Origin of the sequence: Mycobacterium sp. E2497 (assembly GCF_001668695.1) — a bacterium.
Classification (GTDB): Bacteria; Actinomycetota; Actinomycetes; order Mycobacteriales; family Mycobacteriaceae; genus Mycobacterium.
In genome coordinates this window covers 1-17,249 of the sequence record NZ_LZKD01000050.1, presented here as the reverse complement: position 1 = coordinate 17,249, position 17,249 = coordinate 1, and the positions used below count along the sequence as shown (strand labels likewise).

Below are 17,249 nucleotides of genomic sequence, written 5' to 3'. Positions count from 1 at the left end.
ACCGGGATGAGGCAAGCTAACCGAGCGGCGCACCGCCGCGTCACCGCCTGCCCGCTGAGCGCACCGACGACGTGGAGCGTGATGGACAACCGATACTGGCCGCTGGTCGTCGTGGTGGTGATGCTGGCCCTCGGGCTGACGCTCACGGTCGCCGACTTCAAACGGGCCGCCACGATGCGCAAACCGCTCGCGGTGGCGCTCATCTGCCAGTCGCTGCTGCTGCCGGCCCTGTGCCTGGCGATCGCCGAGGCCTTCCACCTCGAGCCCCATCTGGCCGTGGGTCTCATGCTGATGGCCGCGACCCCCGGCGGGACGATGTCGAGCATCCTGAGCCACCTGTTCAACGGCGACCTGGCGCTCAACCTCACGCTGACCGCGATCAACGCCGTGCTGTCGATCGTCGCGCTGCCCGCGATTCTGGCGGTGTCGATGACCTGGTTCCTCGGCGAAGGCCGGTTCCTCCCGCTCCAGGTGGACAAGTTCTTCACGGTGTTCGGCCTGGTGCTCGTCCCGATCGCGATCGGGGTCGCCTTCCGTCACCGCTTCCCCGAACTCGCCCAACGGCTGCAGCGGCCGGTCCGCATCATCGCGCTGGCGTTGCTGGTCGTCGCCGTGCTCGGCGCGGTCGCCGGGGGGCGGACGACGTTGTGGCATCACTTCGGCGCGCTGAGCGGGGCCGTCGTGACCTTCTGCGCCGTGAGCCTGACGGTCGGCTACCTGGCGCCGCGCTTCATGCGGCTGGCTCCCCGCCAGGCCGTGGCGGTCAGCCTGGAGGTCGGGATGCACAACGCCGTCGTGGCGATGGGCATCGCGTTGAGCCCACAGTTGCTGAACAGCACCGAAATGGCCATGCCGGCCGCGTTGTACAGCGCCGTCGCGCCCCTGCTGGCCGTGACGTTCGTGTTCCTCGCGCGGCGGGCGGACCCCGCCTTCCGCACGGCTGTCCGCGTCGCGGTCTAGTCGCTGGTCCCGGGGGCGGGTGCCCGCGGGCTGCGCCGGTACGCCGAGACTTCCGGCCGGCCCGCGAGCCAGAATCGCCACGGTCGGTCGGCGGCTTGGCTGACCCCGACGCGCGGACCCGACGCGGCGGTCAGCGGCTCGTTGAGTTCGAGGGTCACCAGGCTGGCCGGGCTGAACAGGTCTATGCCGTTGTCGTCCATGGTGATTCCCAGGGCCGAACACAGGTTCCCCGGCCCCCGCGCGAGCGCGGCCCCGCGCACCAGCTCGCCGCGCCGGGCGCGCGCGGTCTCGGTGCCCTCCTCGAGGGCCGCGGCGCGCAGCAACACCGCCGCGGCCGTGCCGTCCGGCCCGCAGGAGACGTTGGCGCACACGTGGATCCCGTGGCTGCGGTAGGTGTAGAGCCGCCCGGGCGGACCGAACATCACCGCGTTGCGTCCGCTGATGCCGCGATAGGAGTGCGCCGCGGCGTCCGGCCAGGGACCGTCGGGAACGCCGCCGTAGGCCTCCACTTCGACGATGACGGCGCTGACGCCCCGCCCGGTGAGGGTGGCGCCGAGTAGCCGTTGGGCAGCAGCGACGGGGTCGACGAGCAGCTGACGTGCGGCCACCCACCGAACCTACCGACCGCGCCGCCATGGCAGTATCCCGGTGTCCCGGGACCTGCGAAGGAGCACACGTCATGCATCCGATCGACCCCGCCGCCACCGCCTGGCTGCTGGCCAGCACCGCGCTGGTGCTGCTGATGACTCCCGGTCTGGCCGTCTTCTACGGCGGCATGGTCCGCACCACCGGGGTGCTCAACATGATCATGATGAGCTTCATCTCCATCCCGCTGGTCACGGTGGCGTGGCTGCTGGTCGGCTACACCATCGCGTTCTCCGAGGACGGGGCGAGCGGATTCCTCGGCAACCTCAGGCACATCGGGATGCTGGGCATCACCCCGGACACCGCGCACGGGGCGGTTCCCGAGCTGCTGTACGCCACGTTCCAGGTCACGTTCGCGATCATCACGGCCGCCCTGGTCAGCGGGGCGATCGCCGACCGCGCGAAGTTCGCCGCGTGGATGGTGTTCGTCCCGGTGTGGACGGTGGTCGTGTATTCGGTTGTCGCGCACTGGGTGTGGGGGCCCGGCGGCTGGCTGGCCAAGCTGGGCGTGCTCGACTACGCGGGCGGCCTGGTCGTCGAGATCGTGTCCGGTTCCTCGGCCCTGGCCCTGGCGCTGGTGCTCGGGCCCCGCATCGGCTTCAAGAAGGACGCCATGCGGCCGCACAACCTGCCGCTGGTGTTGCTCGGCGTCGGGCTGCTGTGGTTCGGCTGGTTCGGGTTCAACGCCGGCTCGGCCCTGGCGGCCAACGGCACCGCCGCGGCCATCTTCCTGAACACGCTCGTCGCCGGCTGCCTGGGCATGCTGGGCTGGCTGTCGGTGGAACAGATCCGCGACGGCCGGCCCACGACGTTCGGTGCGGCCTCCGGCGTGGTGGCCGGGCTGGTCGCGATCACGCCGTCGTGCGGGACCGTCAACACGCTGGGTGCGGCGGTGGTCGGGCTGGCGGCGGGCGTCGTGTGCTCGTTCGCGGTCAGCGCGAAATTCCGCCTCAACTATGACGATTCGCTCGACGTGGTCGGCGTGCACTTCGTCGGCGGCGTCGTCGGGGTGTCGTTGATCGGGCTGCTCGCCACGGCGGTCATGACGTCGGGCCCGCGGGGCCTGTTCTACGGGGGCGGCTTTTCCCAGCTGGGCAAGCAGGCGCTCGCGATCGTCGTCGTCGCGCTCTATGCGTTCACGGTGTCGTTCGTGCTCGCGAAGGTGATCGACCGGGTGATGGGATTCCGGCTCAGTCCGGAGGACGAGACCACCGGCGTGGACCTCACACAGCACGCCGAGACCGCCTACGCCGAGGGCGTCCACGGCCACCTGCCGCTGCGGCGCCCCGGTTCCGAAGGTCGCTCCCCGTAACCCCTTGACAGGCCCTCGGTAGAGGACGAATATTCATCACATGATGACTTCATCACGTGATGAATTAATCAGCGAACCGGCCGTCCGCATCGATCACCTGCGGGTGATCCGCGGTAAGCGCCCCGCCCTGCACGACTTCTCGGTCCAGATCGCGCGCGGCAGCGTCACCGGCCTGCTCGGCCCGTCCGGCTGCGGCAAGACCACCCTGATGCGGTCTATCGTCGGCACCCAGATCGTCACCTCGGGAACCGTCACCGTGCTCGGCCACCCGGCCGGGTCGGCGTCGCTGCACCGCCGGGTCGGGTACCTGCCGCAGGATCCGACCATCTACAACGACCTGCGCGTGGTCGACAACGTCCGGTATTTCGCCGCGCTGTACGGTTTCGACCGCCAGGCCGCCGACGCGGCGATCGAGCGGGTGGGGCTGGCCGATCACCGAACCGCCTTCTGCGCCAACCTTTCCGGCGGTCAGCGCACCCGGGTTTCGCTGGCGTGCGCGCTGGTCTGCCGGCCGGCGCTGCTCGTGCTCGACGAGCCGACGGTGGGCCTGGACCCCGTGCTGCGCGCGGATCTCTGGGAGCAGTTCGCCGACCTCGCCCGCGGCGGAACCACGCTGCTGGTGTCCAGCCACGTCATGGACGAGGCCGACCACTGCGGTGACCTGCTGCTGATGCGGGACGGTCACCTGCTCGCGCACACCACTCCGGACCGACTACGAGAGGACACCGGATGCACGTCACTGGAGGACGCGTTTCTGTCCATCATCAAGCGCAACATCATGCGCCAGGCCGGTTAGGGCTCAAGGGATATACCGCCACCACGACAAGGATCCTGCGCCAGCTGGCGGCCGACCACCGCAGCGTCGCGATGATCCTGTTCGTGCCGGTCCTGGTGATCACGCTGATGTATTACATGCTGCAGAACGAGCCGCACCGGCCGGGCACGCCGACGCCCTTCAACAACGCCTGCCTGATCCTGCTGGGCCTGTTCCCGCTGTTCGTGATGTTCATCATCACGGCGATCACCATGCAGCGCGAACGGGCCTCCGGCACGCTGGAGCGCATCCTGACCACTCCCCTGCGCCGGTTCGATCTGCTGATGGCCTACGGCACCGCCTTCTCGACGGCCGCCGCAGCACAGGCCGTCCTGGCGTGCATCGTGTCGTTCTGGCTGCTCGGCTTCGACACCGCCGGCAGCCCCGCGTGGGTGTTCGTGATCGCGATCGTCAACGCCGTCCTCGGCGTGGGCCTCGGCCTGCTGTGTAGTGCCTTCGCGCGCACCGAGTTTCAGGCGGTACAGTTCATCCCGCTGGTGATGGTGCCGCAGTTGTTGCTCGCCGGCATCATCGTGCCGCGGGCGTTGATGGCGCACTGGCTGCAGTGGGTCAGCGACGTGATGCCGGCCAGCTACGCGCTGGAGGCACTCCAACAGGTGGGGGTGCACCCGCAGCTGACCTACGTCGCGGTGCGCGACATCGTCGTCGTGCTGGGTTTCGCGCTCGCGTCGCTGTGCCTGGCGGCCGCGACGCTGCGGCGACGGACCCCGTAGTGGCGATCTAGTGGCGATCGCAAGCGCGGCGGAGCCCGCCAATGAGGGCCGCAGGCGGCCCGGGCGGCCGGCCGGCAGCTCCGACACCCGCAACCGCATCCTGGCCAGCGCCCGAGAATTGTTCGCCACCAATGGAATCGGCAATACCTCGATCCGCGCGGTGGCGGCGGCCGCGGGCGTCGACTCGGCGCTGGTGCATCACTACTTCGGCACCAAGGAGAAGCTGTTCGCCGCGGCCGTCCACATCCCGATCGACCCGATGGACATCATCGGCCCGCTGCGCGACGTGCCGATCGAGGAAGTCGGTTACCGGCTGCCGTCGATGTTGTTGCCGCTGTGGGATTCCGACCTGGGCACGGGGTTCATCGCCACGCTGCGGTCCATCCTGGCCGGCTCAGAGGTCAACCTGTTCCGCACGTTCATCGAGGACGTGATCGCGGTGGAAGTCGGCCCGCGCGTTGACAATCCGTCCGGCAGCGGGGTCATCCGCGTCCAGTTCGTCGCGTCCCAGCTGGTCGGCGTCGTGATGGCGCGCTACATCCTGCAGCTGGAGCCGTTCGCGTCGCTGCCGGCCCAGCAGGTCGCGCAGACCATCGCGCCCAACCTGCAGCGCTACCTCACCGGGGATCTGCCGGACGGGCTCGTGCCATGAGCCGGGCGTGCTCGTCGTCGTCGACGTCGCGGGCCTCGTCGACCAGCAGCACCGGGATGCCGTCCTCGATCCGGTAGGCGCGCCGCAGCCGCGGGTTGTACAGGAACTCGTCATCCACGAGCAGCAGCGGGCCACGGTCGGCCGGGCACACCAGGATTTCCAGCAGCGAATCGTCAATCATGGTCGCGCCCGCTCAGCTCGGACCGCACGCTCGGGGTCAGCTTCCGGAAGAAGTTGCCCTCGGCGTCGAAGTACCAGACCTGGCGGCCCGGCTTGGGAATTCCGGCCGCGCGCAGGGCGCTGACGGTCGGACGATAGGTCGCGCTCAACGTCATCTCCGGACACACCTGGACGATGTCGGGGCCGACGCCGATGGGGATCTTCGCCACGGCGTCGGTCAGGTCGGCCGCGGTGATGCCGGCCCCCGGCAGCAGCGTGACCGCCGAGACCGCGACCTGGCGGTCGCCCACGGGCACGTTGTAGGTCACCGCGAGATCGACGCCGGTGACGCAGCCGAGCACGTTGTTCACCGGCTCGTCGAAGACGGGACCGCGCGCGGTGTGGACCACCGAGCCGCGCCGGCCCGCCAGCCAGTAGTCGCCGTCGTCGTCGCGGTAGAACAGGTACTCGGTCGAGATCCAGGTGTCGCCGGCGGCGAAGACGCCCCGTTTGACCGACGCGGTCGGGTCGATCGGACCGTTGGACGCGGCGAGCAGCACCCCGACTTGTTTCGGCTCGGCGATCTGGACGAAGCCGCGGTCGTTCTCCAGGATCAGGTCGTGTTCGACGTCGTAGGCGGCCAGCTCGATGCGCCCGGCGCCCGGCAGCGGGCGGCCCTTGCTGCCGACCTTGGCGCCGGACACGTTGGCCAGCACCGCCTGTCCGTCGGTGGTGGCGAAGAACTCGACGACGTGGGCGGGCGCGAAGGCGTCGACGACGCGGCCCCACAGCCCGGTCGGCATGCCCGAACCGATGAACAGCCGCACCGGGTGATTGCCGTGCAGCACGAAGGCGGGATCGTCGACGATCTCGCGGAGCATGGCCCAGGTGTAGGACACCACCGTGACGCCGTACTGGCGCACCTCTTGGACGAACCGGTCGCGGTCCAGGCCGCGGGACAGCGCGATGCGGGTGCCGCCGACGACCGCGCCGCCCAGGCTCACCAGCAGCGCCGACTCGTGGTGCAGCGGGGTGAGGCAGTAGACGGTGTCCCGGCGGTCCAGGGCGGCCGTCGAGGCGGTGCCGAAGGCCGACACCGCCCAGCGGTAGTTGGTGATCTGCTTGGCCACCAGTTCGCCGCCGGCCGCGCTGAACGCGATGAACGCCAGGTCGCGGGCCAGTCCCGGGTTGGGCCGGTACCAGCCGGGCAGCTCGACGGCGTCCGGGTCGATCTGTTCCATGTCGATGACGTCGCTGTCGTCGGGCAGGTGCAGATCCCGCGCCTCGCCGCCGCCCAGCACCAGCACCTGCCGCAACCCCTGGCGGTCCGACGCCAGCACCGCCTCCAGGTTGGTGGGGTCGGTCAGCAGTTCGGTCACTCCCCCGAGCCGGACCGACGCGGCCAGGTCGGTGTCCGGTCGCATCACCACGGCGACGGCACCGAGCCGGGACAGCGCGGCGATCGCGACCAGCGCGCTGGGCCGCGTCTCCATCAGGACACCGACCCTGTCGCCCTGGCGCACCCCGACCTCGATCAGGCCGCGGACGACGTTGTTGATGCGCCGGTTGACGGCCTCGTAGGTGTGCACGCGCCCGTCGAAGAGCAGGAATTCGCCCTGCGGGGCGTCGTGCGCCTGCTCGTCGATGATGCGGCCCAACGAGATGCGCGTGTGGTCGTTGATCTGCCCCAGCCGGACCAGGCGCGGCAGCGTGCGGGCCGTTTCGACGGCCAGGGTGCGCATCGACTTGTTGGCCGCGACCACCGTGTTGGCGGCACCGCGCACCACGCCCAGCGCCGCCTCGGAAACCTCGCCGATACCGTGTGCCAGACGGGAACTCAACGCGACACCGCTGTCGGTGTGCTTCTCGGGCTGGTCGGCCATCAGGTCGATGCCGTCCGGTTTGTCGCCGCCGGTGGACAGCCACTTCACCCATTCGGCGACGGTCGGCCAGCTCTGCTGCGCGGCCTTGGATCCGACGACCAAACCGAAATGGCCTGTGCGGATGCGCTTTTCGTAGACCTCGGCATCCGGCGCCGCGCGTCTGATGCCGCGCACCGACGCCGGCTGCCCGATGTCGTCCACCTCGCCGACGAAGGCCAGCACCGGGCAGGTGATATCGGTGAGCGTGACCATCTGCCCGTTGACGGCGAAGCCGCCCGTCATCATGCGGTTGTGGGCGATGAACTGCTTGAGCAGTTCGGAGATCGCCGGGCCCGACCAGGCGATCCAGCCCTCGCGTTCAAGGAACCTGCGCTGCTGTTCGCGCGGCAGCAGCGCCTCGCGGTCGTGCAGCTGGCGGACGAAGTCGACGCGCGCCTTGGCGGTCTTGAGCGGATCGAGCATTTGAAAGCCGGTGCGCGCCATCCAGCTGGGGATGGCCAGCCGGCTGAAGACGTGGTCGGCCATGAAGTTGGCGGCCGGCGCGGCGAAGTTGGGCGGGATGCCCATCGGCAAGGCGGCCAGGGTGTCCACCGGCGAGCCGAAGGTGACGATGCTGGCCAGGCTCTTCGACCGCCGGTAGGCGGCGACCTGGTAGCACCACATGCCGCCCTGGGAGTAACCGACCAGATGGATGTCGCTGCCGGTGACGCCCTTGACGGTGTCGATGGCCTGGCTGAGCGCGACGATGTGATCGGCCAGGGTGCGGCGCATGCCGCCTTCCACCTTGTCCGGTTCGCCGAAGTCGATGACCCAGGGGTCCAGCCCGTTGGCGTGCAGGATGCCGACGGCGCCGTCCTCGCGGGTGACGTCCCACATGTCCGCCGACATCATCATCGGGTGCACCATCAGCACCGGCGGGCCCACCGGCGGCTTGTCCGGCCGGTTGTCGGGCGGGAAATAACGCCGCAGCTTGTACATCGTCACGCTCTCGACGATCTGCGATGGCGACGGGACGCTACCCGTCTCCAAGCCCCCCAGCCGGACGACTTCCAGCCCGTTCTGCGCCGTAGCTATCAGGCGCTCCACCGGTCGCGTGACGATCGACAAGTTGAGATCCACGGCCGCTCCCCTATGTCTTGACAGCTCCGACATCATGGCACACCAGCGGGGTCGGTGGGCCTGGCCAGGTGATTTGCTCGCGGGTGGTCAACCGTGCGGCTAGTGACACCGGGCGAATCGGTTTTCGCAATACATGCCGACGGCGTTCGAGCCCATCGACGGACCGTCTTCGTCGGCCGGATCGGGAGCCAGGGCCGGAGTCGACGTGATGAGTTGATTGATGATGCCCGGCCCCGGTGGCAGCGCAGGGTCGGAATCCGCATGCGCTATGCCGGCGCCGCCCGTGAGCGCCATGCCGGCCGCCGCTGCGGCGAGCAGTCCGCGAACACGCGTCCGGCTACTCATCGTCTTCCCCACTGTCGCTCCCGGAAGGGTTGGCCAGGGCAACGATTCTACCGCTCCGGCAAACGAATTGAGTACCTGATTTCCGGCCCCACAGACCAGCCCCGCATCCCATAACGGTTACGAACGCACAACGACTTTGACGAGTCGTCCAGCAAATTTCGCGTCGGCGATCGGGCGGTACGTACGGTGTCGCACGTGTGGCCGGTATCCGTGGTCGTCCGTCGCGGTGCGATCGTCGCGTTGTGCGTCGCCTTGTCGGTGACCTCGGCGCCCCCGGCGGCCGCCGATCCGGACGCCGAGAACGCCGCGGCCACCGCGGGACCCTCCGACGAGGGGCGGGTGCCGTCGTCCGATCCGGTGACCTACACGACGCCCGAGGGCTGGGATTTGACCCTGGGCGCGAAGGACGAGTCGCAAGTCCCGATAGCGCCGCTGACGACGGCGCTCTCGTCTCGCGAATACCTCGCCCGCGGAACGTTCTTCGGTTCGCTGGAAGGGCTCGAACAGCCTCGCGGCGTCCTCGAGGTGGGTTACGAGATCGGCTGCGGAATCGACATGAGCACATCCAACGGCGTCACCCTCGGGGGCAACGCCGGCGTGACCCCCGGCTTGGGCTTGGCGGGCGTGTTTACCGGTGCGCCGACGCCGGTGCCGTTGGTCACCACCCCGATGAACGGCTTGATCACCGTGGGCCTCAAGCCCGGTGTCGTAGTCGAAGTACCGGTGGCCAAGAAGGAGTTCACTGGCCCGAATCCGCGGGTCATCGTCACCGGATTCCACGTCAAGATCGATGGGTGCGTGGGTCAGTCGTTCATCCGGTCCTACGCAACGCTGACCCAAGTGACCGACGAATCCGACGTGGTGCTGTCCTACGTCGGCGTCACCAAAACCGTGTGATCAGAAGGGCGGGGGTTCGTCGTCGGCGGGTGGCGCCGGGCCGGTCTGGGCGGTTTGATTCGCCAGGCGGGTTCGGCGGTTGTGGTGGCGTTCGGTGGCGACGCGCTGGGCCCGGTTCTGCGCACGAGTCCTGTTACGCAGCGGCATCATCGCGGTGCGCTCGCCGCAGCGCTCGGCGCCGGCGGCGGGGGCCGGCAGGTCGCCGGTGGGCGCGCACAGGCTGGGAAACAGCAGCGCGCTGCCCGGGGCGGTGACGTAGGTGTGTCCGTCGGGCAGCCGCCAGATGAGGGTGCCGTCGGGCAACTGCTCGTCGCGCCAGCCCCAAAACGTTTTGAGCAAATGATGTTGGCGGCAAAGGGCTTTCAGGTTCGACGCGTGAGTGGGCCCGCCGTCGTTGTACGGGATCGTATGGTCGATGTCGCAGTCGACGGCCGGCCGGTCGCACCCCGGCGCCCGGCACGTCAGGTCCCGGCAGCGGACGAAGTCCGCCAGCCGGGTCGAGGGGGTATAGCGCGGTTCGGCCTGCGTCGGGACGCTCACCGGCACCAGCCTCGCCGAGCCGGCAAGCTCGGCGACCACCTCGGCCGGCACTAGGCCCTCGACGCCTGGCAACACCCCCGGCGCCGCGCCGCGTCCGGCGACCGTGGCCGCCTCGGCCACCACATGGATCACCACCGCGCTCGGATTTCGCCCACTACCGGCACACTCCGGCGTCCCACACTGACAGCCCAACCGCTGCGCCCCGGCGGCCAGCGCGCCCAGCGCATCGGCCCGCCGCTGTCGAGGGGTGCGTGGGTCGGCGCCACACACGCTGCGCGCCATTTCCTCGAGGCGTCGATCCAGCGCACGTCCGTCGGCGCCGAACAGGCTGCCGGTCACCCACGCCGTCCCCGACTCGTTGTCTTGCACATCCACAAACCGATCGGCGACCGCCTCCTTGGCCCGGCGCACCGCGTCGGCGTCCACCAGCGCCACGACCCGATCCACGGCCGCGCTCAACCCGCTCCGGGTCAACGACGGGCGCCGCGACACCAACGCGGCCAACCGCGCGTCCACGCGCGCCATGCCGTCGGGGTCGGTGATCAGATCGGTGCGGTACACGATCGTCTGAAATGCGCGATAGTCGATATCCCCGGCCTGGAACGCCTTGCCGACCTCGGGTAGCCGCTCGCGCATCGCCATCGCATAGTGCAGGTAGCTATGCGCCATCGCCAGGCTGCATCCCAGCGCCGCACCGACTTGGGCGGCGACCGCGTCCCACGCATCGGCGGCCCAGTCCGGCCGCTCCCCCGAATCCCGGCAGCGCAAGACAAGCAAGTCACCCACTGCCGCAAGGCGTTCCGCGGCGGCCCGCGCCTCCGCGCGGCCCGCGTCGCGCACCCGGGCCAGCAGCGCGGCCGACTCCGGCGTCGACCGCGAAGCGTCGGCATATTCGAACATAGTTTCGATAGTAGCGGGTGGGTGTGACAAGTCGCCGGAGCGGCGGCCGGGTCCCCGAGTCGGGACTTTGCGCAGCCGCAAGGCCGGCCCATCCGCACACCGAACGCGGACGGTTTGCGCCTAACCAAACCGGGTACGCACCGAATGCGCTTCGGTCACGACGCGCCGTCGGGGCCACCTCGGTTGAAACACACAGCTGGGCGCTTACCAGTTCTCTGGGCAGCCATCGCGAGTCTTCATCGCGCGCTGGCTGCCTGAGCGTGTTTCGGTTCAAAAGTGAGGTGACGCATGGGCAAACCGCCCCGGACCGTCACGGCATGGCGTCGTTCTCGGTGTGCGGACCACCGCCCGCTCGCGTCATGCCCCACGGGCGCCACCCCGGCCAGTAACTCGGATGACCAGCGATCCACGAGCTAAAGGAAGGCAATCAAATGTTGTTGTTAGGCAACGGCGGACGGCGCAAGCACGAGGCGATTCAGCTGGGCGAGCGGGCGTTGTACGACGTCGCGCACGGCCGCTTCGAACGCTCGCTGTCCGGGCTGACGGCCATGGCGGCCCTCGTGACCACGGCCGAGATCTATTTCGAGCACTACAAGGCGAGCTTCGGCAACAAGTGGATGTGGAGCCCGATCGTGGTCACCCCGCCGGTGGTGGTCGCCGGAATCGGCGGGGTGTTCTCCCGGCGCTGGGCCAAACTCTGGCTGCCGATCACGGCCGGCATCTACACGGCCAACGGCCTCATGGGCGAATACCTGCACGCACGCGGGGTGGCCCGCAAGCCCGGTGGATGGAAGAACGCGTCCTACAACGTGCCCATGGGCCCGCCGATCGCGGCGCCGGGGCTGATGTGCATGGTCGGCGGGATGGGGCTGTTGGCCTCGATCCTGCGGCGCGAGCGGTTCCGGGGCTGAGCGCGATGGCAGACACCGCCCGCCCCGACCACCTGCCCAACCTGCGACCGGATCGCAAACCCCCCCACCCGTCCTGGCTGCCCAGACAACGCCGCGGGACCACGCCCCAAATGATCGGGCGCTACCCGGATTTCGACGTGCTGGAGACGGCCGACACCTGGGACGAGGCCACCAAGAAGGTGGTGCTGGCCCGGCTGGAGCCGCCCGGGCCGCTGCGGTTCTTCACCGCCGACGAGGAGCCGTGCCTGCGCGCGTTCTGCGACACCGTGCTCGCCCAGGACACCGAGCCGCGGGTGCCCGTGCCCGAGTCGGTCGACTCCAAGCTCGCCGACGGCCGGCTCGACGGCTACCAGTACGCCGACATGCCCGACGACCGCGACACCTGGCGGCTGGTGCTACGGGCGCTGGACGAGACCGCGTCCCGCCGCTACGGGAAGGCCTCGTTCGCCGACGCCGAGCCCGACACCCGCGAGGCGATCATCGACCAGTTCTCCGACGGCGCCCTGGACGGTGGCACCTGGGAGCGCCTGAACGTCAAGCGCGCGTGGTCGGTGTGCATGCGAATGGTGTTGTCCGGGTTCTACTCTCACCCCTGGGCATGGAACGAGATCGGATTCGGCGGCCCGGCCTACCCGCGCGGGTTCATGCGCCTGGGCGGCGCCACCGGGGATGCCGCGGCCCGCGAACCATTCGAGACGAGGGGCGCCACGGACGAGGACCCGGTCCGCGTGGTGCAACACGGTGAACTGTGATGGGTGACCGACTCCGCGGACTGCTCAGGGGAGCCGTCGGGCCCAAGGACAACGAATCGCGGTTCCTGCTCGACGTGCACTCGCGCGACCTGCCCGGCGAGAAGACCATGCAGCGCTACCGCGACGACGACGAGGTCGACCTGGTGGTCGTCGGCGCCGGCGCCGGCGGATCGGTGCTCGCCCAGCGCCTCGCGCGGGCCGGCTGGCGGGTCGTCATCCTCGAGGCGGGCCCGTTCTGGCACCCCGACGAGGACTGGGTGTCCGACGAGGCGGGTTCGCACGCCCTGTACTGGACGCAGAAGCGCATCATCGGCGGTGAGGACCCGATCGAGCTGGGCAAGAACAACTCCGGGCGTGGGGTGGGCGGCTCGATGGTCCACTACGCCGGCTACACGCCGCGGTTCCATCCCAGCGACTTCCACACCTACACCCTCGACGGTGTAGGGGCGGACTGGCCGATCCGCTACGAGGACGTCCGCCCGCATTACGAGCGGATCGAGCTGGAGCTGCCGGTGGCCGGGCAGAACTGGCCCTGGGGCTACCCGCATCGTTATTCCTTTTCCCCGCACCCGATTTCGGGCGCGGCCGCCAAGCTGTGGCGGGGCGCCATGCAGCTAGGCATCGAGATGCGGGTGGGGCCCGTCGGCATCGTCAACGGGACCTTCGGTAACCGCCCGCACTGCATCTACCGCGGTTACTGCCTGCAGGGCTGCAAGGTCAACGCCAAAGCCAGCCCGTACGTCACGCACCTGCCCGACGCGCTGGCCCACGCCGTGGAGGTGCGCGCCAATTGCATGGCGGCGCGCGTCGAACTCGACGACAGCGGCGCCGCACGGGGGGTGGTCTATTACGACGAAGTGGGCGGGAACGAACGGCTGCAGCGGGCCAAGGTCGTCGCGATCGCCGGGTACTCCATCGAGACGCCGCGGTTGCTGCTGAACTCGGCCAGCGAGCGCTTCCCGAACGGGTTGGGCAACAACGACGACCAGGTCGGTCGCTACGTGATGGTGCAGGGCGCCACGCAGTCGGCGGGCCGGTGGTCGGAAGAGGTCCGGATGTACAAGGCGCCACCCCCGGAGGTGTCCTCGGAGCAGTTCTACGAGACGGACCCGTCCCGCGGGTTCGCCCGCGGCTTCGCCATCCAGACCGTGTCCCCCATGCCGATCGGCTGGGCCGAACACGTGCTCGCCGACGGGCATTGGGGGCGGGCGTTGCGGGAGTACATGCGCGACTACAACCACTGGGCGACCATCGGCGTGCTCAACGAGCTGTTGCCGCTGCCGGACAATCGGGTCACCCTCGCCCAGGAGACGGACGCGTACGGCATCCCGGTCGCCAGGTTCGACTACACGCTGTGCGACAACGACAAGGCCAACATGGCCTACTCCACCAAGGTGATCGACGACATCCTGCACGCGTCGGGCGCCCAGGACGTGCTGACCATCGAACGGTTCGCCCACCTGATCGGGGGTGCGCGCATGGGCACCCGCCCGGACAACTCGGTGGTCGATTCCGACCACCGGGTGTGGGGCGTGCCGAACCTGTTCCTCACCGACGGCTCGGTCTGCCCGACGCAGGGCTCGGCGAACCCGGCGCTGACGATCATGGCGTTGGCTTCGCGGCTGGCCGAACGGATGGCGACCGGCAAGATCGGCAGGGACGCCCCGGCAAGCCGGCCGGCGAAGGCGGGGGTCCGTGTCTGACCGCACGATCGATGTCGAGGTGACCTTTTCCCCGCGGGTGCTGCGCGAGTACGCGCTGCTCGCCGACGGCGAACGGGGCGCCCTGATCGGTCCGCAGGGCGACGTCGCGTGGATGTGCGCCCCGCGGTGGGATTCCGACGCCGTGTTCTCGAATCTCATTGGCGGCGATGGGGTTTACGCGATCACCCCGACCGACGTCCGGCACGTGTGGGGCGGCTATTACGAGCCGGGCACCCTGATCTGGCGCAACCGGTGGATCACCCGCGACGGCATCGTGGAATGCCGCGAGGCGCTGGCCTTCCCGGGCGATCCCGACCGGGTGGTGCTGCTGCGCCGGCTGATGGGCTGCCGCGGGACCGCGCGGGTGCGGCTGTTGCTGCAGCCGAGCGCCGCGTTCGGCCGGCACGGCTCCGGCGACCTGAGCGTCGACGACGGGGTGTGGAGCGGAAAGTCGGGGCGGTTACGGTGGCGCTGGCTCGGCGGCTGCGACGCGCGCGCCGTCACCGGGGCGCGCGGCCACGGGGACGTGCTCGCCTGTGAGGTGACCGTCGACGAGGGCGGTCAGCACGACTTCGTCCTGGAGCTCTCCGAACGCGCGCTCCCCGACCGGCCGCCCGACCCCGACGTCGCCTGGGACGCAACGGAGGCCGCGTGGCACCGCAGCATGCCCGAGCTGACCGGCACCGTCGCCCCGCGCGACGCGCGGCACTCCTACGCGGTGCTGCGCGGGCTGACCAGCAGCGGCGGCGGCATGGTCGCCGCCGCCACGATGAGCCTGCCCGAGCGCGCACACACCAACCAGAACTACGACTACCGCTACGCGTGGATCCGGGACCAGGTGTACGCCGGCATCGCCGCCGCCAGCGTCGGGGCGACCGAATTGCTGGACCGCGCGGTCGAATTCGTCGGCGGCCGGCTGCTGGAACACGGACCCGACCTCAAGCCGGCCTACACCGTCACGGGCGGCAGCGTGCCCAGCGAGCAAACCCTCGACCTGCCCGGCTACCCCGGCGGCACCGACAAGGTGGGCAACTGGGTCAACCAGCAATTCCAGCTCGACGTCTTCGGCGAGGCGCTGCAGCTGCTGGCCTGCGCGGGCCACGCCGGCCGGCTCGATGTCGAGGGCTGGCGCGCCGCGCAGGCCGCCATCGGCGCGATCGAAAAGCGTTGGCGGGAGCCGGACGCGGGGATCTGGGAGATCGACAACGAGCACTGGACGCAGTCCAGGCTGGCCTGTGTCGCCGGGCTGCGCGCCATCGCCAAGGTGGCGGGCGGCGGCACCGAGGTGGCTGCCAGCGCGTCGCTGGCCGACGCCATCCTGGCCGACACCGCCGCCGGCAGCCTGCACCCGCAGGGCGGCTACTGGCAACGCAGCCCGCGGCTGCCCGGAGTGGACGCGTCGCTGCTGCTGCCTCCCGTGCGCGGGGCCCTGCCCGTCGACGACCCGCGCACCCGCGCCACACTCGACGCCGTCCGCAGGCAGCTCAGCCACGACGGGTTCGTCTACCGCTTCCGGCACGACGAGCGCGACCTCGGCGACGCCGAGGGCGCCTTCCTGCTCTGCGGATTCATGATGGCGCTCGCCGAACACCAAATGGGCCATGCCCATTGCGCGATGCGCTGGTTCGAACGCAACCGCGCCGCCTGCGGGCCCCCCGGATTGTTCTGCGAGGAATACGACGTCAGGCAGCGCCAGCTGCGCGGCAACCTCCCCCAGGCCTTCGCGCACGCGCTGATGCTCGAATGCACGGCCACCCTCGCCGACGACGCCCACCATGACTGACACGAAGGGAGATCAGGCGATGACACCGACCACACAAACGATCGTGATCACCGGGGCCAGCGCCGGCATCGGCCGGGCCACCGCCAAACTGTTCGGGCAGCGCGGGGCGAACGTCGCCCTGCTCGCCCGCGGGTCCGCCGGGCTGGACGGCGCCGCCCGCGACGTCGAATCCGGGGGCGGCAAGGCGCTGACCATCCCCACCGACGTGGCCGACCACGCGGCCGTCGTCGTCGCCGCCGACGAGACCGAGGCGGCCTTCGGACCCATCGACGTCTGGGTCAACGTCGCATTCACCTCCGTGTTCGCGCCGTTCCACGAGATCAGCTCCGAGGAGTTCAAACGCGTGACCGAGGTGTCCTACCTCGGGTACGTGCACGGCACGATGGCGGCCCTGGCCAAGATGCGGCCCCGCGACCGCGGCACCATCGTGCAGGTCGGTTCCGCGCTCAGCCAGCGATCCATCCCGCTGCAGTCGGCGTACTGCGGCGCCAAGCACGCCATCAACGGGTTCACCGAATCGCTGCGCTGCGAGCTGCTGCACGAGCGCTCGAACGTGCGGGTCACGGTGGCCCAGATGCCCGCGGTCAACACCCCGCAGTTCTCCTGGGTGCTGTCCCGGCTGCCCCGCCATCCGCAACCGGTGCCGCCGATCTACCAGCCCGAGGTGGCCGCCCGCGGCGTCCTGTATGCCGCGGATCACCCTGGGCGCAAACAATATTGGGTCGGTGACAGTACCGCGGTGACGCTGCTGGCGCAGAAATTCGTGGCGCCGCTGCTGGACCGTTACCTGGGCCGCACCGGGTACGACTCGCAGCAGACCGAGGAGCCCGTGCGCGCCGGGCGCCCGCACAACCTGTGGCAGCCGCTCGACGAGGAGCCGGGCAGCGACCACGGCGCCCACGGCGGGTTCGACGACAAATCGCACACGCTGAGCCCGCAACTGTGGGCGTCGCAGCACGCGATGATCAGCGGGGCCGGCGCGCTGGGCGCGGCGGGACTGGGCGGGTGGCTCGCCGCGCGCCGGTGGGCCCGATGAGCGTCGACGCCCGCATCGACGACGTCACCGCCCAGTCCTACGAAATCCCTACCGACGCACCGGAAGCCGACGGCACCCTGCCCTGGTCGTCGACCACGCTGGTG

General features: G+C 69.9%; 16 protein-coding genes. 11 read left to right on the top strand and 5 right to left on the bottom strand.

Features of this window, described 5'->3' with window-relative positions; all coding sequences use genetic code 11:
• The first annotated feature begins 6 nt into the window (after window positions 1-6).
• Window positions 7-960, top strand: coding sequence for a bile acid:sodium symporter family protein (locus A5713_RS04290; protein ID WP_231980248.1), 954 nt, complete (start codon window positions 7-9; stop codon window positions 958-960).
• On the opposite strand, the gene A5713_RS04285 is transcribed toward A5713_RS04290, so the two are convergent.
• Complete coding sequence (locus A5713_RS04285; protein ID WP_068092866.1) at window positions 957-1,568, bottom strand: DNA-3-methyladenine glycosylase; 612 nt, start codon at window positions 1,566-1,568, stop codon at window positions 957-959. The genes A5713_RS04290 and A5713_RS04285 overlap by 4 nt on opposite strands.
• Window positions 1,569-1,639: 71 nt before the next feature.
• On the opposite strand from A5713_RS04285, the gene A5713_RS04280 reads away from it, so the two are divergent.
• From A5713_RS04280 to A5713_RS04265, 4 genes are read left to right on the top strand one after another with little or no spacing between them, the layout of a single operon-like run.
• Window positions 1,640-2,917, top strand: coding sequence for an ammonium transporter (locus A5713_RS04280; RefSeq protein ID WP_068092864.1), 1,278 nt, complete (start codon window positions 1,640-1,642; stop codon window positions 2,915-2,917).
• Window positions 2,918-2,957: 40 nt separating this feature from the next.
• The gene (locus A5713_RS04275) at window positions 2,958-3,713 is read left to right on the top strand and encodes an ABC transporter ATP-binding protein (RefSeq protein WP_068092861.1); all 756 of its coding nucleotides are present in this window, start codon (window positions 2,958-2,960) and stop codon (window positions 3,711-3,713) included.
• Complete coding sequence (locus A5713_RS04270) at window positions 3,647-4,465, top strand: ABC transporter permease (protein ID WP_156751739.1); 819 nt, start codon at window positions 3,647-3,649, stop codon at window positions 4,463-4,465. The genes A5713_RS04275 and A5713_RS04270 overlap by 67 nt, the downstream gene beginning before the upstream one ends.
• Before the next feature lie 16 nt (window positions 4,466-4,481).
• Window positions 4,482-5,117 (top strand): TetR/AcrR family transcriptional regulator, encoded by a 636-nt coding sequence (locus tag A5713_RS04265; protein ID WP_068092936.1) that lies wholly within the window; start codon window positions 4,482-4,484, stop codon window positions 5,115-5,117.
• On the opposite strand, the gene A5713_RS04260 is transcribed toward A5713_RS04265, so the two are convergent.
• From A5713_RS04260 to A5713_RS04250, 3 genes are all read right to left on the bottom strand, one after another.
• Window positions 5,083-5,298 (bottom strand): Trm112 family protein, encoded by a 216-nt coding sequence (locus A5713_RS04260; protein WP_067927535.1) that lies wholly within the window; start codon window positions 5,296-5,298, stop codon window positions 5,083-5,085. The genes A5713_RS04265 and A5713_RS04260 overlap by 35 nt on opposite strands.
• Complete coding sequence (locus tag A5713_RS04255) at window positions 5,291-8,278, bottom strand: acyl-CoA synthetase (protein WP_068092857.1); 2,988 nt, start codon at window positions 8,276-8,278, stop codon at window positions 5,291-5,293. The genes A5713_RS04260 and A5713_RS04255 overlap by 8 nt, the downstream gene beginning before the upstream one ends.
• Window positions 8,279-8,377: 99 nt before the next feature.
• On the bottom strand, window positions 8,378-8,623 hold the full coding sequence (locus A5713_RS04250) for a hypothetical protein (RefSeq protein WP_156751738.1): 246 nt from the start codon (window positions 8,621-8,623) through the stop codon (window positions 8,378-8,380).
• Between the two features lie 210 nt (window positions 8,624-8,833).
• On the opposite strand from A5713_RS04250, the gene A5713_RS04245 reads away from it, so the two are divergent.
• Entirely contained in the window at window positions 8,834-9,520 is a 687-nt protein-coding gene (locus A5713_RS04245) for an MspA family porin (protein ID WP_068092933.1), read from the top strand.
• Here the strand turns inward: A5713_RS04245 and A5713_RS04240 are convergent, their stop codons facing one another.
• Window positions 9,521-10,960, bottom strand: a complete 1,440-nt coding sequence (locus A5713_RS04240; RefSeq protein WP_068092850.1) for an HNH endonuclease signature motif containing protein — start codon at window positions 10,958-10,960, stop codon at window positions 9,521-9,523.
• A 431-nt stretch (window positions 10,961-11,391) separates the two neighbouring features.
• Between A5713_RS04240 and A5713_RS04235 the strand changes: the two genes are divergently transcribed.
• Genes A5713_RS04235 through A5713_RS04215 form a run of 5 tightly spaced genes read left to right on the top strand, consistent with a single transcriptional unit; the run spans window position 11,392 to window position 17,145 of the window.
• Entirely contained in the window at window positions 11,392-11,871 is a 480-nt protein-coding gene (locus A5713_RS04235) for a hypothetical protein (RefSeq protein ID WP_067927524.1), read from the top strand.
• Between the two features lie 5 nt (window positions 11,872-11,876).
• Window positions 11,877-12,623: a gluconate 2-dehydrogenase subunit 3 family protein gene (locus A5713_RS04230; protein ID WP_068092847.1), complete on the top strand. Its 747-nt coding sequence runs from the start codon at window positions 11,877-11,879 to the stop codon at window positions 12,621-12,623.
• Window positions 12,623-14,326 (top strand): GMC family oxidoreductase, encoded by a 1,704-nt coding sequence (locus A5713_RS04225; RefSeq protein WP_068092929.1) that lies wholly within the window; start codon window positions 12,623-12,625, stop codon window positions 14,324-14,326. Before A5713_RS04230 ends, A5713_RS04225 begins: the two co-directional genes overlap by 1 nt.
• Entirely contained in the window at window positions 14,319-16,109 is a 1,791-nt protein-coding gene (locus A5713_RS04220) for a glycoside hydrolase family 15 protein (protein WP_068092843.1), read from the top strand. The genes A5713_RS04225 and A5713_RS04220 overlap by 8 nt, the downstream gene beginning before the upstream one ends.
• 19 nt (window positions 16,110-16,128) lie before the next feature.
• Window positions 16,129-17,145 (top strand): SDR family oxidoreductase, encoded by a 1,017-nt coding sequence (locus A5713_RS04215; RefSeq protein WP_082972777.1) that lies wholly within the window; start codon window positions 16,129-16,131, stop codon window positions 17,143-17,145.
• Window positions 17,146-17,249 lie beyond the last annotated feature (104 nt).

Coding starts and splice junctions, on each gene's coding strand:
- A5713_RS04230 (WP_068092847.1), top strand. CDS start 11,877: ATGGCAGACACCGCCCGCCCCGACCACCTGCCCAACCTGCGACCGGAT.
- A5713_RS04240 (WP_068092850.1), bottom strand. CDS start 10,960: ATGTTCGAATATGCCGACGCTTCGCGGTCGACGCCGGAGTCGGCCGCG.
- A5713_RS04215 (WP_082972777.1), top strand. CDS start 16,129: ATGACACCGACCACACAAACGATCGTGATCACCGGGGCCAGCGCCGGC.
- A5713_RS04270 (WP_156751739.1), top strand. CDS start 3,647: ATGCACGTCACTGGAGGACGCGTTTCTGTCCATCATCAAGCGCAACAT.
- A5713_RS04225 (WP_068092929.1), top strand. CDS start 12,623: ATGGGTGACCGACTCCGCGGACTGCTCAGGGGAGCCGTCGGGCCCAAG.
- A5713_RS04235 (WP_067927524.1), top strand. CDS start 11,392: ATGTTGTTGTTAGGCAACGGCGGACGGCGCAAGCACGAGGCGATTCAG.
- A5713_RS04290 (WP_231980248.1), top strand. CDS start 7: ATGAGGCAAGCTAACCGAGCGGCGCACCGCCGCGTCACCGCCTGCCCG.
- A5713_RS04275 (WP_068092861.1), top strand. CDS start 2,958: ATGATGACTTCATCACGTGATGAATTAATCAGCGAACCGGCCGTCCGC.
- A5713_RS04280 (WP_068092864.1), top strand. CDS start 1,640: ATGCATCCGATCGACCCCGCCGCCACCGCCTGGCTGCTGGCCAGCACC.
- A5713_RS04260 (WP_067927535.1), bottom strand. CDS start 5,298: ATGATTGACGATTCGCTGCTGGAAATCCTGGTGTGCCCGGCCGACCGT.
- A5713_RS04250 (WP_156751738.1), bottom strand. CDS start 8,623: ATGAGTAGCCGGACGCGTGTTCGCGGACTGCTCGCCGCAGCGGCGGCC.